This window comes from Streptomyces sp. NPDC001549 (assembly GCF_042894025.1).
GTDB lineage: Bacteria > Actinomycetota > Actinomycetes > Streptomycetales > Streptomycetaceae > Streptomyces > Streptomyces kutzneri.
Genome location: NZ_JBIAVJ010000011.1, coordinates 33,437 through 47,956, shown reverse-complemented (window position 1 = coordinate 47,956; position 14,520 = coordinate 33,437). Strand labels below are relative to the sequence as shown.

The 14,520-nt window shown below is 72.1% G+C and carries 15 protein-coding genes; 7 read left to right on the top strand and 8 right to left on the bottom strand.

Annotated elements, in window-relative coordinates; all coding sequences use genetic code 11:
• Nucleotides 1–124: 124 nt before the first annotated feature.
• Nucleotides 125–1,108, bottom strand: coding sequence for an aldo/keto reductase (locus ACFY04_RS19515; protein ID WP_389118225.1), 984 nt, complete (start codon nucleotides 1,106–1,108; stop codon nucleotides 125–127).
• Nucleotides 1,109–1,210: 102 nt separating this feature from the next.
• Between ACFY04_RS19515 and ACFY04_RS19510 the strand changes: the two genes are divergently transcribed.
• Complete coding sequence (locus ACFY04_RS19510; protein WP_389118223.1) at nucleotides 1,211–1,804, top strand: TetR family transcriptional regulator; 594 nt, start codon at nucleotides 1,211–1,213, stop codon at nucleotides 1,802–1,804.
• 42 nt (nucleotides 1,805–1,846) lie between these two features.
• Here ACFY04_RS19510 and ACFY04_RS19505 read toward each other — a convergent pair whose 3' ends face one another.
• The 4 genes from ACFY04_RS19505 to ACFY04_RS19490 all read right to left on the bottom strand — a co-directional run bounded on the left by ACFY04_RS19505 (nucleotide 1,847) and on the right by ACFY04_RS19490 (nucleotide 4,365).
• On the bottom strand, nucleotides 1,847–2,404 hold the full coding sequence (locus ACFY04_RS19505; protein WP_389118221.1) for a hypothetical protein: 558 nt from the start codon (nucleotides 2,402–2,404) through the stop codon (nucleotides 1,847–1,849).
• Nucleotides 2,405–2,469: 65 nt separating this feature from the next.
• Nucleotides 2,470–3,255 (bottom strand): alpha/beta fold hydrolase, encoded by a 786-nt coding sequence (locus ACFY04_RS19500; RefSeq protein WP_389118220.1) that lies wholly within the window; start codon nucleotides 3,253–3,255, stop codon nucleotides 2,470–2,472.
• A 106-nt stretch (nucleotides 3,256–3,361) separates the two neighbouring features.
• Nucleotides 3,362–4,042, bottom strand: a complete 681-nt coding sequence (locus ACFY04_RS19495; protein WP_389118219.1) for an alpha/beta hydrolase — start codon at nucleotides 4,040–4,042, stop codon at nucleotides 3,362–3,364.
• An 11-nt stretch (nucleotides 4,043–4,053) separates the two neighbouring features.
• A complete protein-coding gene (locus ACFY04_RS19490) occupies nucleotides 4,054–4,365 on the bottom strand; it encodes a hypothetical protein (RefSeq protein WP_389118218.1) in 312 nt (103 codons plus the stop codon).
• Nucleotides 4,366–4,635: 270 nt separating this feature from the next.
• Between ACFY04_RS19490 and ACFY04_RS19485 the strand changes: the two genes are divergently transcribed.
• From ACFY04_RS19485 to ACFY04_RS19475, 3 genes are all read left to right on the top strand, one after another.
• A complete protein-coding gene (locus tag ACFY04_RS19485; protein WP_389118217.1) occupies nucleotides 4,636–5,538 on the top strand; it encodes a GNAT family N-acetyltransferase in 903 nt (300 codons plus the stop codon).
• A 140-nt stretch (nucleotides 5,539–5,678) separates the two neighbouring features.
• Entirely contained in the window at nucleotides 5,679–6,062 is a 384-nt protein-coding gene (locus tag ACFY04_RS19480; RefSeq protein WP_389118215.1) for a VOC family protein, read from the top strand.
• 56 nt (nucleotides 6,063–6,118) lie between these two features.
• Complete coding sequence (locus ACFY04_RS19475) at nucleotides 6,119–6,400, top strand: hypothetical protein (RefSeq protein ID WP_389118214.1); 282 nt, start codon at nucleotides 6,119–6,121, stop codon at nucleotides 6,398–6,400.
• Between the two features lie 74 nt (nucleotides 6,401–6,474).
• Here the strand turns inward: ACFY04_RS19475 and zwf are convergent, their stop codons facing one another.
• On the bottom strand, nucleotides 6,475–7,947 hold the full coding sequence (gene zwf / locus ACFY04_RS19470) for a glucose-6-phosphate dehydrogenase (RefSeq protein ID WP_389118213.1): 1,473 nt from the start codon (nucleotides 7,945–7,947) through the stop codon (nucleotides 6,475–6,477).
• A gap of 301 nt (nucleotides 7,948–8,248) precedes the next feature.
• Here zwf and ACFY04_RS19465 point away from each other — a divergent pair, with 301 nt between their 5' ends.
• Entirely contained in the window at nucleotides 8,249–9,091 is an 843-nt protein-coding gene (locus tag ACFY04_RS19465; RefSeq protein WP_389118212.1) for a hypothetical protein, read from the top strand.
• A 100-nt stretch (nucleotides 9,092–9,191) separates the two neighbouring features.
• Here ACFY04_RS19465 and ACFY04_RS19460 read toward each other — a convergent pair whose 3' ends face one another.
• The gene (locus ACFY04_RS19460; protein WP_389118211.1) at nucleotides 9,192–10,346 is read right to left on the bottom strand and encodes a tryptophan 7-halogenase; all 1,155 of its coding nucleotides are present in this window, start codon (nucleotides 10,344–10,346) and stop codon (nucleotides 9,192–9,194) included.
• A complete protein-coding gene (locus ACFY04_RS19455; RefSeq protein ID WP_389118210.1) occupies nucleotides 10,343–13,387 on the bottom strand; it encodes a LodA/GoxA family CTQ-dependent oxidase in 3,045 nt (1,014 codons plus the stop codon). Before ACFY04_RS19455 ends, ACFY04_RS19460 begins: the two co-directional genes overlap by 4 nt.
• 282 nt (nucleotides 13,388–13,669) lie before the next feature.
• Here ACFY04_RS19455 and ACFY04_RS19450 point away from each other — a divergent pair, with 282 nt between their 5' ends.
• Both ACFY04_RS19450 and ACFY04_RS19445 read left to right on the top strand, forming a co-directional pair.
• Entirely contained in the window at nucleotides 13,670–13,852 is a 183-nt protein-coding gene (locus ACFY04_RS19450; protein WP_389118209.1) for a hypothetical protein, read from the top strand.
• 77 nt (nucleotides 13,853–13,929) lie between these two features.
• On the top strand, nucleotides 13,930–14,412 hold the full coding sequence (locus tag ACFY04_RS19445; protein ID WP_389118207.1) for a flavodoxin family protein: 483 nt from the start codon (nucleotides 13,930–13,932) through the stop codon (nucleotides 14,410–14,412).
• Nucleotides 14,413–14,520 lie beyond the last annotated feature (108 nt).

Sequence of the window (14,520 nt, the reverse complement as noted above, 5' to 3'; positions counted from 1 at the left end):
ACACCTCGGCCAGGAGCTCGGGCAGCGAGCCCGCGTGGTGCCGCAGCCCCCGCCCCCTCCATCGCCTTCCCCGTCCGTTCCCCGGTGGTGCCGCCCCCGGCCCGGTTTCCGCACCCTAACAAGATCAGCCGTTCAGGGAGGCCATCAGCTCGGGTGCGTAGCGGTCGCCGGAAGCCACGCCGTGCGGCGCCACGGCGTCGATGGCGGCCAGCTCCGCGGGGGTGATCGTCACGGCGGTGGCGGCGATGTTCTCCTCCAGGTAGCTGCGGCGCTTGGTGCCCGGGATGGGGACGGCGCCCTGGTGGAGGGTCCAGGCCAGGGCGAGCTGCGAGGGGGTGACGCCCTTCTCGGCGGCGAGCCGGCGTACCTGGTCCACGACGGCGAGGTTGCGGTGGAAGTTCTCGCCCTGGAACCGCGGGTCGGTGCGGCGGAAGTCGTCGGCGGCGAAGTCGTCCGGGCTGGTGAGGGCACCGGAGAGGAATCCGCGTCCGAGCGGGGAGTAGGCGACGAGTCCGATGCCGAGTTCGCGGAGGGTGTCGAGCACGCCGTCGTGTTCGATGCCGCGCTCGAAGAGGCTGTACTCGGTCTGTACGGCGGCCAGCGGGTGTACGGCATGGGCGCGGGCGATCGTGGCGGGGGAGACCTCGCACAGCCCGATGTGGCGGACCTTGCCGGCCTCGACCAGCTCGGCCAGGGCGCCGACGCTCTCCTCGATCGGCACGTTCGGGTCGACGCGGTGCAGGTAGTAGAGGTCGATGTGGTCGGTGCCCAGGTGGCGCAGGGAGCGGTCGGCCGAGCGGCGGATGTACTCGGGGGTCGCGTTGTGCCCGACGAAGCCGCCGTCGTCGGTGAACTCGACCCCGGTCTTGGTGGCGACGACGGCCGCCTCGCGGCGGCCGGCCAGGGCCTTGCCGAGGAGCTGCTCGTTGCGGAAGGGGCCGTAGCCCTCGGCGGTGTCGAGGAGGGTGACGCCCAGCTCCAGGGCGCGGTCGATGGTGGCGAGGGACTCGGTCTCGTCGGTGGCGCCGTAGTGGGCGCTCATACCCATCAGGCCGAGGCCCTCGGCGCCGACCTTCAGTCCCTGGCCGCCCAGTGCGCGGATCTCCATGGTGTGCTCCTCACGAGAAAGTAACTAACTGGATAGTTCGAGTCTGCGACGCGTCGGCCTCGTTTGTCAATAACTGGATAGTTACTTGCTAGGCTGCGGCTCATGGCACGGGATTCCCACGCGACGAAGGCGCGCCTGCTCGACGCGGCCTTCAGCGAATTCGCGACGTACGGCATCGCGGGTGCGCGCGTCGACCGCATCGCCGAGGCGGCGCAGGCGAACAAGCGGCTCATCTACGTCTACTACGGCAACAAGGAGCAGCTCTTCGACGCCGTGCTCCAGCGGGCCCTCGCGACGGGATCGGAGTCCGTCCCGTTCGACGTCGACGACCTGCCCGGATACGCGGGGGCGGTCTTCGACCACCTCGTCGAGCGGCCGGAGCTGATGCGCCTCGTGCTGTGGAAGCAACTGGAGCGCCCGGGCTCCACGGACGAGGAGTCCGCGTCCTACGACGGCAAGATCGCGGCGGTGCGGCAGGCCCAGGAAGCGGGCCGGATCGATCCCGCAGTGCCCGCGGCGGATGTGCTGACGCTGGTCATGGGCCTGTCGCAGGCCTGGTTCGGGGCGGTGGGCGGCCCGGCGGCGGGCGCGGTGGGCACCGGCTGGGCCGCCGAGCGGCTCGCCGGGCACCGCGCGGCGGTGGTGGAATCCGTCCGCCGGATCACCGCACCCGCACCCCCGGCCGACGGAGCCTGAGGGCGTCTGGCGGAGCCTGAGGGCACCCGGGGGAGCCCGCGGTCAGCGATACGGCCCGGCGAACTCCAGCAGGGTCCGCTCGTACCGCCCGCCGAAGCCCACCCGGGTGACGTCCTCGAACCGGAACTTCGACAGCTCCGGGCGCCACCGCGCCTCGGTGTCGACCTCCCGCAGCCGCAGCGACTTCGGCCGTACCGCGGCCACCTCGCCGATCCAGCAGGCATCCGGCGCGTCCCGCTCGACGTGCAGGGACACCAGCCCGAAGGCCCGGGAGGCGCCTTCGGCCAGTTCCGCCAACCCGTCCAGGACGAGCCCCGGCTCGGGCGCCCGGGCCGGCCAGCGCCCACGCCGCCGCAGCGCCCGGACGGTCAGGCAGTCCGGACCGCCCCGCCACCCGACCTTGGTGACGTCCGCGGTACGCACCGCCGCCCAGCCGTCGAGCCGGACGTCACTGCACAGGGCGATCAGCGTCCACGCCGCGCTGGTACCGACGACGAAACCGTCGAGCCGGTCCGCGCCCCGGATCGCCGACCGGTGGACGCGGACCAGAGCACCTGACGACACCGCCTCGGCGAGCCGTGTCATGACCTTGTTGTCCATGGACAGATCCTGCACCGTCCCGGGGTACGGGGGCACTTGGGTTTCGGCAGGCCCCCGTACGCGCGTCAGCGGGCGAGGAACGGCCGGAGCGCCGTGATGAGTTCGGTGGGCGCGTCGAGTGCGATCAGGTGGGCCGCCGTCGGGAACTCGACCAGGGCGGCGCCGGGGATCTCGGCGGCGTACCGGCGGGCGATGTCCTGGAAGTCGGCGACGTCGAGCAGGCCGATCCCGACCAGGGTGGGAACGGCGATCGTCGCGATGTCGCCCGCCGCGCCACCCAGGGAGTGTTCCCCGACCGCGTCCTGGTTCACCAGCGACGTCCGTACCGGGGTACGGAGCCGTTCGGCCAGCCCCGGAGCGACGTCTTCCCAGCCGCGGCCGGGCCCGCGCAGCCACATGTCCAGGTTCACGCGGACCGCGGCATCCAGGTCACCCGCCTCCAGGGCCGCCGTCTCGGCCTCGTCGTAGGCCACCATGTCCGCCGACCAGCCGTACCCGGGCCACGGCGGGGCGAGCAGCGTCAGCGACCGGACCCGGCCCGGGTGGGTGAGAGCGAAGTTCACGGCCACCCGCCCGCCCCAGGACGCGCCGATGAGCCGGACGCTTTCGTGACCGAGGTGGTCCAGGAGCCGGCACAGGTCATCGGTCTCACTGAACGGCCCGGTCGGGGGCGCGGATTCGCCGAAGCCGCGCAGGTCGTACCGGATGACGGTGTTCCGCTCCGCGAGGGCGGGCACGACCGCGTCCCACATGGTGTGGTCGGCGACGCCGGCGTGCACGAGCACCACGGGCGAACCTTCGCCGGTGACGGTGTAGGAAAGGTGGCCGAGATCGTCGGCAAGGATAAGCATCTGCAGATAGTCGCAGGTCAGCACCGCACAGGCCATCGGATTCCGGAAGCGACCGCACATGCCTCCGTACGTCGGACTGCGGACACGGACACCGGCAGCCGTGCTCTCACACGCGCTCACCGCGCCGGAGAGCGGATGCGAGCAGTTCCTGCAGCAGTTCGACGACGAGTCGGGGCTGTCCTGCGAACGGGGAGTGGCCCGTCTGCCACTCGCGCACGTCGGTGCAGCGAGAAGCCATCTTCCGCTGGAGGACCGGGTCGACGGCCCGGTCCTGCGCGCAGACCACGTAGGTGGAGGGAGTGTCCTTCCAGCTGTGGCGCTCCGGAACTCCTCGCCCGCAGCCGGGGGCCTGGGCACGCAGCAGGCCGACCGCCCGCGCGGCGAGAGGTTCGGGACAGTCGCCGTAGAGGGTGGCGGCAGCCAGGTCCGGGCGCAGGCTGGTCGAGCCGTCGGGCCCGGGACGGATCGCCTCCTGGAGCTGCGCGGACGCCCCACCCAGACCGGCCGCGCTCTCACCGGCATCCGGCACGAAGGCCGCCAGGTACACCAGGTGTCCTGCTCCGCGCACCCCCGTGATCACCGAACCGCCGTAGGAGTGGCCGAGCAGGATCGGCGGGTCCGGCAGCGCGTCGACGGCAGCCTGGACCGCGGCGGTATCGGCGAGCAAGGAGCCCCGGTGCAGCTCGGGAACGGCAACCTCGGTACCGGAAGCCCGCACACGCTCCGCCACCTCGGCGAAGTGCTCAGGACGGTGATACAGCCCGTGAACGAGCACCACAGCGGCCAATTCGCCCCTCCTCAGGTCGGCATCAACCCGATGATCTTCACATGTTCATCCGCTCGGGTGCTTGCGCAGCCGGCGGGACCGTTCACCAGATCCCGTGTGCGAGCCCTTCCATGGCAAGGCTCCACTGGGATTCCTCGTCGGTGAAACACCGTCGGGTCGAACGTCCCGACGGCCTCCCGGAAGCGGGCGGCAAGCACCTCTGGCGCGACGCCGTTGCCACGATCGGTCTCGACCTTGCGCAGCTCGACCGGAGCGAACACGAGGGACTCGACGTCCCGGTGCAGTTCGACGTAACCGATCGCGCCCTCCGGGAACGCGTACACCGTTCCCGATACCGGATCCAGGGCCCGGTCTCTTCTTCTCCGCTTCTCCGCGCCACGCGGGCGCCCTGCCGAGCGGCTCCTCAATTGCGTGGACGGACCTGTTGGTGATCAAGTATCGTCCGGCACCGGACCACGTCGCGCGAGACGAACGGAAGGAGGCGAGTGCCGTGCAGATCACAACCATCCAGCGCTCCCTCCCCGTTACCCCGGTGTGGTTCGTCTGATCCGAGACCGGGAGCGCCCCACGCAGTACACATCCCGGAGGAATCCATGACCGATCTGGTCATCCGCGCGCTCGACGAGAGCGACGCCCACCTGTTCGACGCACACCCCGATCCGCTGAACGCCCGCGCCGCCCACGAGCGCACCACGCACCGGCCCGACTGGAAGCGCGTGGCCCTGCGCGACGGCACGGTCGTCGCCCGTGGGGCCTGGTGGGGCGGCACCGATGACAAGGAACCCGTCAACGTCAACTGGTTCGACGTCGCCGAAGGCGAGGTGGAGGCGGGAGCCGAACTCCTGCGCTCCGCCCCCTGGCAGGTCGAGCTCGAGATCAACCTCCCCGGCGACTGGCGGGACCACCCCGACCTGGCCGCCGCCACCGAGACGCGCTTCGCCGCCGCCCGGGCGGCCGGCTACGAGCTCCTGGTCGAACGCTTCCTCTACCGCTGGACCCCGGAACGCGGACTCCCCGAACGGCCCGGCCGCCTCGTCTTCGGCGCCGAACCCGACGACGCGGTCTTCTTCGACGCGCTGCGCCGCATCCACGCGGCCACCCTCGACGCCCACGCACTCAAGGCCATAGCGGAGGGCGGCCTCGACCAGGCCGCCCAGGAGGAGCTCGACTTCTTCCACTGGTGCCCGTCCCCGCGGGAGTGGTGGCAGACCGCCCGTACACCCGAGGGCGACCTGGCCGGCATCCACATCCCGGCGCACAACCCCTCCGGACCGACCATCGGCTTCATCGGTGTCCTCCCGGAACACCGCGGCCGCGGCTACGCCTACGACCTCCTCGCGGAGTGCACCCACTTCCTGGTGGAGCACGGCGCCGAGGCCGTCACCGGAGCCACGGACCGGGGCAACTTCCCCATGGCCGCGAACTTCGCCAAGGCCGGCTTCCCCGTGGTCCGTGAACGCGTCAACTTCCACCCCGTGGCCCCGGCCTCCCTCTAGCAGCTGGTCCTGATCCTCGCCCCGCGCCGTCACGTTCTCGCTGCGGGGCGAGGATGCCGATGCCGGAACCGCCCGAAGCCCAGGCGGCCCAGCGCGCGGCCGACGGCGGACTCCCGGGTTCCCTCCGTAGACTGACGGGCATGGCATGCCGCATCAGTGAGCTGGTCATCGACGCCGCAGACCCCGCCCGACTCGCCGCTTTCTGGAGCGAGGTCCTCGGCTACGTCGAACTGGGCCGGGAGGACGACGGAAGCATCGAGATCGGGCCGCCCGACGCCGGCTTCGGCGGCCCGCAGCCCACCCTCGTCCTCAGCCCCAGCAGCACCCCGCGGACCGGGAAGCTCCCACTGCACATCGACGTCAACCCCACCGACCGCGACCAGGACGCCGAGCTGGAGCGGCTCCTGGCCCTCGGCGCCAGGCCCGCAGACGTCGGCCAGACCGGCACCGAGAACTGGCACGTCCTCGCCGACCCGGAGGGCAACGAATTCTGCCTCCTGCGCAGGCGGATTCAGCCCCTCTGACCACGTGCGTCCCGGCGCCACGGCAGGGCTGGTGCTGTCATCTGTACGATGCGCAGGTGACCCTTCGCAGAGTCGGCAGTCCACGACAACGCCTCGGTGTCGCCTGCGCAGCCATCGGCCTGACCGCTGTCGCGCTCGGCTGGTACGCCACGCAGACCGTGCGTCCCGACTGTACCTACGCGATCTCCAGGCTCACTGACGGCAACGGGCACGGCGTCCCTGACGCGAACGGCCGCGTGTGGTCGCACAAGGAACTCGCCGACCGCGGCTACCGGCAAGCCGTCGACTCCGGCCGCTGCGACCCACCCCGTGCCCGCTGGCAGATGTGGACCGGCTGACCAGTCCTGCCCCGACCCACCGGTGACCGGTCCTCAGACTCCTCGGAGCGTCACGCCGGTCCGCCCGTGTCTCGTCAGTGTCGTCGGTCGGGCAGGTGCCAGCGGTGCGGGGCGACGAGCGCGTCGATGCTGTCGGGCCCCCAGGTTCCGGGGGCGTACGGCTCCACGGGCGGGGGTGCCTCCAGCAACGGGGCCGAGATCTCCCACAGGCGTTCGATGCCGTCGGACCGGGTGAAGAAGGACTGGTCGCCGAGCATGGCCTCCAGGAGGAGGTGCTCGTAACCCTCCAGGGAGTTGTCGGCGGTGAAGGAGCTCCGGTAGCCGAAGACCATGTCGGCCTCCGCCAACTGCATGGAGGGGCCGGGTTCCTTGACGAGGAATCGGGCGGTGATGGAGCCGGGATCGGCGAAGTCGATGACGAGTTCGTTGCCCCGGCCGTCGACGGCCGCACGCGCGTTCAGGGGGAACATGCCGAGGACGGGCTCGCGCAGCCCCAGCGTGACGACGTGCCTGCCCTCGGCCAGTGCCTTGCCCGAGCGCAGGATGAACGGGACACCGGCCCAGCGCCAGTTGTCGATCTCGACGCGCAGGGCGGCGAAGGTCTCGGTGTCCGAGGCCGGATCGACCCCGGGCTCGGCGCGGTAGCCCGTGTACTGTCCGCGGACGACGTGCGCGGGATCCAGCGGCCGCATGCTGCGGAAGACCTTGACCTGCTCGTCCCGGAGCGACTGCGCGTCGAGGACGACCGGCGGCTCCATGGCGACGAACCCGAGCAGCTGGAAGAGATGAGTGACGATCATGTCGCGGAAGGTTCCGGTGCCCTCGAAGAAGTGCGCGCGGCCCTGGATGTCGATCTGCTCGGGCACGTCGATCTGCACATGGCTGATGTGCTCGCGGTTCCAGAGGGGTTCGAAGAGGCCGTTGGCGAACCGGAGGGCGAGGATGTTGTCCACCGCCTCCTTGCCGAGGAAGTGGTCGATGCGGAACACGCGGGACTCGTCGAACACGGCGTGGATGGCCCCGTTGAGCGCGCGAGCGGACGTGAGGTCGGTCCCGAAGGGCTTCTCGACGATGACACGGGCGTCCTGGGCGAGGCCCGTGGCACCGAGGAGCTCGACCATCGAGGTGAACGCGACGGGCGGGACGGCGAGGTGGAAGAGCCGTCGCGGAGTGCCGCCGACGGCCCGCTCGGCCGTGTGTACCGCCTCCACCAGCGGCTCCGGGGCCTCCGGGCCGGCCGAGCCGAAGGACAGGGCGGACTCGAACTCCTGCCATACGGGACCCTCGGGGCGCGAGCGTCCGAACTCCTCCACGGCCTGCCGTGCGTGGGCGCGGAAATCCTGGTCGCTCAGGGCCTCGGCCGCCGGGGCCGAGCCGACGATGCGGTAGCGCCGCGGCATCAGCCCCGCCTTGGCGAGATGGAACAGGCCGGGCAGCAGCTTGCGCCGGGCCAGGTCTCCCGTGGCGCCGAAGAGGACGATGACGTGGTCGGCCGGGTTCGCCCCGGGGGACTGGGCGGACCGGGCGGGCTGGGCGGGCTGGGTCATGCGGGCATCCTCACGCGTCGGCGCCGGGGCGCTCCATGGCACGACGTACGGGACCGCTATCCATCCGCCCGAGTCCGACTCGTACGAGGTGCACGGGCGTACCCGAGGCCATTCGCCGCACTTCCGTTCCGGGCGGTCGCATCGCCCTGAGCACCCACTGTGCGTGTTCACCACGCATCCGGCACCCGGGATTCCACCACCCGGGTCACGGCAACACCGCTCCCTCCCGCCTGGGGGCGTCGCGGGCGGCGGGTTCGTTTCGCTGACGGGCGGGTGTCGCCCTCGGCACTAGTCTCAGATCGTGGGACAGCCTCTGGAGAGCGTCGAAGGCGCAGGACCGTTCATCACCCGGCGTACCTGGCGGCGTCCCGAGGGGGAGACGGTGGTCTGGGATTCGCGGCTGGCGCGCAAGCGCGGCACGCTGTCGGTCCGGGGCCCGGGGGACACGGCCGGCCGCGTCTCGGCCGCCGATCCCGGGGCATTGCGCCGTCTGCGCAGGCTCAACGTCGTCGCTTCCGGTGCGTTCGTCATCGGAGGGGCGTTGTTCGCCGTCGGCGCCGCGGTCTCGCAGTTCGGTTCGGGTGATCCGCTCGTCAGCGCGTGGGTGTACCTCGTCGGGGGTCTGTTCTTCAGCACCGGGGGCTATGTCTCGGTCCTGCAGGTGCTGAACGCGCCCCGGCACGCCGAGGGCGGCGGTTCCCTGGTCACGGCCGGCTGGCGGTGGTGGGGGTACGAGCCGATGCGGCTGGACTGGCTGAGCACGTTCGTCCTGTTCACCGGGACGCTCGTGTTCGGGGTCAATCTGCTGGACTCCTTTCTGGAGGGCCTCACCGTCCGGGAGGTCAATCGGCTGATCTGGACTCCTGACGTGATCGGGTGCGCGCTGTTCCTCGTGTCGGGGCATTTCGCGTTCGCCGAGATCTGCCACCGGTCCTGGCCGTGTGTCCGCTCCCTCAGTCTCGGGTGGTGGGTCGTGGCGGTGAACCAATTCGGTTCGATCCTCTTCATGGTCTCGGCGCTGGCGGCGTTCACCCGCCCCGCCACCGGAAGCCTGGTCAACGTCGACATCGCCAACTGGGCGACGCTGACCGGTGCGCTGTGCTTCTCGTTCGGCGGGGTGCTGCAGCTTTTCGAGCGTCCGTAGGTGGTTGTGGCCGTGCCGGTCGGTCGCCTGGATCAACCGCCGCGGACGGTGACTTCTCTCGCCCCGCCACCGGATCGCCTCCCGCCGACCACCCGCCCGGTCAGTGCGGCCACCCGTTCCGGCGGCGCCAGAACGGGTGCTCCGGCCACCGCCGCTCCTCGGCGTAGGACTGGGCGTGATGGTGGTGGTAGGCGTCCGCGACGCCGTCCAGGAACGAGGCGTAGGACGCGAGGGCGCCCGTGTCGCCGGCCAGGCACCGGTCGACGGCCCGGCCGGCGTGGGCCCCGGTGTGCAGGGCCGTGAGGATGCCCTGGGAGGACAGGGGGTCGAAGGCGATCGCGGCGTCCCCGGCGGCGACCCATCCGGGTCCGGCCGGCGGGGACAGCCGCAGTCCGTGGGCGGCCGTCCAGTACGGCGCGGGGGAGTCGGCCGGGTCGTAGCCGCTCAGGCGCTCCCGTACGTGCCGGGTACGCGCCGCCGCGTACCGGAATCCGTCCGCCGTGCGCAGCCGGTCAGCGGCGAGGTCGGCGTCGGTGAGATGGGCGACCACCCGCCCGGCGGGGACCCTGGCGGTGTACCACCAGCCCTCGGGCACCGCCTCGACGAGGGTACGCAGCTCCTGGTCCCCGGCGTGGCCGCCCACTCCGCCCACTCCGCGCGCGCCGAGCAGCGTGTACGCGGCCACGAGCCGGTCCTGCCGGCGGCGCCGGGCCAGGCGGCGGCCGATGAGGGCGCGGCGGCCCGTCGCGTCCACGACCCAGCCCGAGCGCAGCTCCCGTACGGCGCCGCGCCGCTCCCGCACCAGCAGGTGCTGCTCCCCGGCCGCACTGCGGTGGCCGATCACGACGGCCCGCCGGATCAGCGCGCCCGCGGCCACCGCGGCTTCGCGCAGGAAGGCGTCGAACCGGTCGCGGTCGAGGTGCCAGCCGTGGCCGTGCGGGTCGAGCAGGTGGCTGTGGCCGTGCAACCGGGCCGATCCCCAGGACGCGTAGGTGCCCGGGCAGCTCAGGTGCGCGCCGGCGGCGAAGGCGGCCCAGAGCCCCAGGTCGTCGAGCAGTGGCCGGGCCGCGGGCGGCAGGGTCTCCCCGATCGTGAAGGCGGCGGAGGGCGCGCCCGTCGGGCCCCCGTCCACCAGCAGGACACGTCGGTCGGCCCGGGCCAGGACCAGAGCGGCGACGGCCCCGGCCGGGCCGCCCCCGGCCACGACGGCCTCGAAACGCCCGGCGAGGGGAACCGGGCCGGTCCGAGCGGTCACGGCGTCTCCGGGAAGCGGGCGACCTTCTCGAAGTACCCCGCCAGCACCTCCTCGTCGGGCCGGTCGGCCGCGGCGATGGCGGCGGCCACCGCTTCCTCCCGCACCGCGGGATCGGCGGCCTCGGGCACGTGCAGACTCACCAGGTTCCGCAGCGGGGGCGGAGCCTGTTCGTGAGGGAAGCTCACCTCGGACTCCACCAGCATGGCCGCGGGGAGACTCACCGCGTCACCGGAGCCGGTGCCGGCGGCGGTACCGCCTCCGTCACCGGCGGCGGGGCCCTCCCGCCGTGCGACGATGCCGAGCTTGCCGAAGTCCTTGATCATGGCGTTCATCTGGGCGATGCGATCGGAGGGCAGCCATCTGTCCCACACCGCCCTGTCCTCGAAGGCGGTGCGACGGTCCTCGGGGTCGGCGGCGGGGTCGACGGCGGTCCGGTAGTTCTCGTCCGTCAACACGTGGTTGGGCACCCGCGCCGGCCAGAAGGTGGGCAGGTACGGGTCGTACCGCGGCCCGAAACCCAGGTAGTACCCGGAGCGGCAGCGGGCGGCGTCGGTCTGCCAGGGCACGGCCATCCAGCGGGTCAGACCGCCCGGCTCCTGGGCGTACACAGGACCGTCCACGGCGAGCGCCGTCTGCGGGGTGAGCGTGGAGCCGTAACCGGGTTCGGGCCGGGCGGGGTCGCGGTGGCGCACGCGGAAGGGCGCGGAGTACAAGGTGGCGTGACGCATCGGCCAGGTGAGCTCACAGCCGGGGTGGAAGGCGTCGGCCAGGCAGTACGAGAGGGCGGCCCGGTCGAGGGCCGCCGGACGCTGCGCGAGCGGCAGGCCGTCGAGCACCGTGGGCGGCGTGGCCCGGGGATCGTAGTCGGCGTCGAAGTCCCCGGCGGCCCAGCGGGCCAGCATGTCGTACTGCAACGGGGAGAGCGCCAGGTGCTGCCGCGCGGAGACCGGCCGCACGCTCATCGAGTCGCCGTAGATCGGCGGCCAGGGCACGGGGGAGAGCCCGTCGCGGTCGGGATCGCGCATCATCGCCCAGATCTGCCGGCGCAGTTCGTCGCGCCGGGTGCCGTGGCCGGCCAGCTCCGCCAGCCGCTCGGGGGCCAGGAAGTGCTCGCGCCCACCGTGACCGAACAGGGCCGCGAAGCCACGGTTGACCCACTGCAGTTCGCACAGGCGGCGCAGCACCGGCAGCACGTCGTGCGTGAACGAGACCCGCTCCGGGGGCGCCAGCATGCCCGCGGCCACGAAGGTGTCGCGCATCAGGTCGTACATCGTGCGCACCGACTGCAGCTCCGGTGCGAAATTCGGGGGAGCGGCCACCACCCAGGCCGGATCGACCGGGACGCTCCTGCCGTCGATGCGGACCTGCGCGGTGACCGGGCCGTCGCAGGTGTCGTCGTGCCAGCCGTCGTTGTTGGCGAAGTGTGTGGCCTGGGCGGTGGGGTACGAGGCGGACTCCCCGCGCCCGCCGAGGAAGAGCAGGCGGCCGGCGCCATCGGTGCGCAGCTCGCCCAGGTAGACGGGTCGCCCCAGGAACGTGCCCGTGTCGAACGCGTACTCCGGCTTCCCCGCGCGTTCGCGGCCCCGGATCGAGCGGGGCCCGGGGGCGATGACCAGCCGGTCGCGTTCCCCGGCGGGCACCGTGGTGACGTTGCGCAGCGTGGTCGCGGGTGCCTGTTCCGCCTCGGGGATGTCCAGGGCCAGCTGGAACTGGTACCAGGCGGCCTTCTTGTTGGCCACGTTCACGGTCCACCGCAGGTCGGCGTTGTCCGCAGTCAGCTCGGCCACCGCCTCACCGGCGGCGTTGTAGCCGTACACCCGGAACCGGACGGCCTGCCGCTTGAGCGCGCCCGTCGCGTCCTTGTACGTGCCGGTGGCCGGCGGGGGAGCCCCGTCGACCTCCGGAGCGAGGAAGAACTCCTCAGCGCTGTCGCCGACGCGGGCCACCCCGATCGCCGGGTGTACGGCGGCCCGTACGATCCGGGTGTCGCGTCCGTGTGGTTCGGCGGCCGCCGGCCGCGCGGGACCGGGCTCCGCCGCCGGAATGCCGTTGGCGTCGCGCCGCCGGGCCGCCGACGCGTGGTAGACGACCTTGCGGGCCTCGGCGATGCTGCCGACGGGCTGGTGCTCGGACAGGCTGTGCCAGGGGTTGAAGGCGAGGTTGTCCCCGTACTGCTCCTGTCCGCGTGCGGTCGTGTCCTGCTGATGCAGAGTCAGCCTCGCCACCTTCACGGGCGCGCTCTCGCCCTCCTCCCAGCGCACGGTGGCCCGGTCCAGCGGCATGCTGTCCGGGTCCGTCCGGAACTGGAGCAGCAGGTCGAAGACGGCCGGGCCGGCGGCCAGGCGGTGGCGCAGGTCCCCGCGCAGGAAGGAGGGGTCCTCGTCCGGCGGCGCCGCCAGGGGATTCCCGTCCGCGCAGCCGGCCGGGACGAGCTTGTACTTCACGTGCCGGTCCGGCCCGAAGGAGTACGGCAGCACACCCCAGTACGTGGACGTGAGCGTGCTCTCGACGGGCTTGCGCATGTCCGCGAGGATCTGCCGGGTGAGGGGGTGCTGCTGCTGGTACGCCGCCTGGTCCAGCTGGAACTCGCACATGTCCCGGGCCGTGTCGACGAAGAAGACGTCGTGGTTCTGGAGTACGAGATCCTGTGTGTCGGCCCGGGTGTCGTCCGCAAGCAGCTTCGGCCCCGGCACGCCGAACAGCTTGATGCCCCACCCGACGGTCCTGCGCAGATCCGGCCGGTCCGGCTGGGTGTCGCTGGAGATGCGCACCCAGGCGGTCAGGCCGCCCTGTTCCGCCGCGGCCTGGAGGAATCCGATGCGGAACCCGGGCGGCAGATCGGGGGCGACCGTCAGCACGCCGCGGGCCGCCCCGTGGAACTTGACGAAGACCGGGCGCAGGAGGGGATCCTGCCCCTGGGCGACGCGGTCCCCCATCCGCTCGCCCACGAACTCGGCCATGATCCCGGCGATCGGCTCGTTGACGCAGTCGCGCGGGGGTGGCTGCGTGGGGCTGTCGGACACCTCGGGGCTCTCCGCCATGGCTCTGCTCCTGCCTGTCGAAGGCCGGCCGAGGCCGACCGCGTGCTGACGCTCCTGGCGGGAACCAGCCTGCCCCACGAAACATCAGATATGGGATAACTTGCACAGCCGGGGCGTCTCGACGCGGCGGACCCGTGGCGCCGCAGGTGAGGTACGTGCACAGGCCGTACGCCGTCGTAGGCCGGGTAGGCCGCCGTGCGCCACCACCGCCAGGAGCCCGGCCGATCCGCGGCGCCGATCCGCGGCGCCGATCCCGGACCGTGACCGGTGCACGAGGGCGCCGTGCCCGGGCAGACCTCGGTCGGCGAGGCGTTGATGGACGTGCCGCTCCAGGAACCGGCCGACGCGGAGAGCCTGTTCGCCGACGCGCGGGCGCCGGCCGTCGTGGGGCCGGAGTTCCAGGAGAAGCCGCCGGTGGCCCACCTGACGTTCGTGTTCGTCGACCGGACCCTCAACTTCACCTGACTGCCACGCGACGGCGTTGTCACATCCGGCGTGCGCGTCCGGTCTCCGCTACGAGACGACAGACGAAGGGAAAACTGATGAAGACTCTGCTCGTATGCACGTCGGTATCCCACGGCAACACCCGTCGCGTGGCGGATGCCATGGCCGGAGTGCTCGATGCCCGGGTGGTCGCGCCGGATGAGGTGGAGGTCTCGGACCTGCCGGGCTACGACCTCGTGGGCTTCGGCTCCGGCGTCTTCTCGCAGCGGATGCACCGGGACCTGCTCGGGTTCGTCCGGGCTGTGCCGCGGTCGGGGCCGAGGCCGTTGGGGCGGGCTTTCGTCTTCGCCACGAGCGGCCTGCCGGAGCCGGCGTTCGCGCCGTTCACCCGTCCGCTGGTGCGCCTGCTCGAAGACAGGGGCTTCGAGGTGGCGGACACCTTCACCTGCCGCGCGCTCGACACGTGGATGCCGTTCCGGCTGATCGGGGGCATCAACAAGCAGCGTCCCGACGAGGACGACCTGATCGCCGCCCGGGCCTTCGCCCGACGCCTGAGCAACGACTCCGCAACCACAGCCTGACCGTCGGCCGAGGTGTGGTCGTCGGGCCGCGGTCGCGGCCCGACGGCGCAGGCGTTTTTGTCCGCAGGGCAGAAGCCTTCCCCAGAGCAGCCCCGTGCGCGGTAGCCT

Coding starts and splice junctions, on each gene's coding strand:
- ACFY04_RS19455 (WP_389118210.1), bottom strand. CDS start 13,387: ATGGCGGAGAGCCCCGAGGTGTCCGACAGCCCCACGCAGCCACCCCCG.
- ACFY04_RS19445 (WP_389118207.1), top strand. CDS start 13,930: ATGAAGACTCTGCTCGTATGCACGTCGGTATCCCACGGCAACACCCGT.
- ACFY04_RS19485 (WP_389118217.1), top strand. CDS start 4,636: ATGACCGATCTGGTCATCCGCGCGCTCGACGAGAGCGACGCCCACCTG.
- ACFY04_RS19505 (WP_389118221.1), bottom strand. CDS start 2,404: ATGGACAACAAGGTCATGACACGGCTCGCCGAGGCGGTGTCGTCAGGT.
- ACFY04_RS19515 (WP_389118225.1), bottom strand. CDS start 1,108: ATGGAGATCCGCGCACTGGGCGGCCAGGGACTGAAGGTCGGCGCCGAG.
- ACFY04_RS19480 (WP_389118215.1), top strand. CDS start 5,679: ATGGCATGCCGCATCAGTGAGCTGGTCATCGACGCCGCAGACCCCGCC.
- ACFY04_RS19510 (WP_389118223.1), top strand. CDS start 1,211: ATGGCACGGGATTCCCACGCGACGAAGGCGCGCCTGCTCGACGCGGCC.
- ACFY04_RS19500 (WP_389118220.1), bottom strand. CDS start 3,255: ATGCTTATCCTTGCCGACGATCTCGGCCACCTTTCCTACACCGTCACC.
- zwf (WP_389118213.1), bottom strand. CDS start 7,947: ATGACCCAGCCCGCCCAGCCCGCCCGGTCCGCCCAGTCCCCCGGGGCG.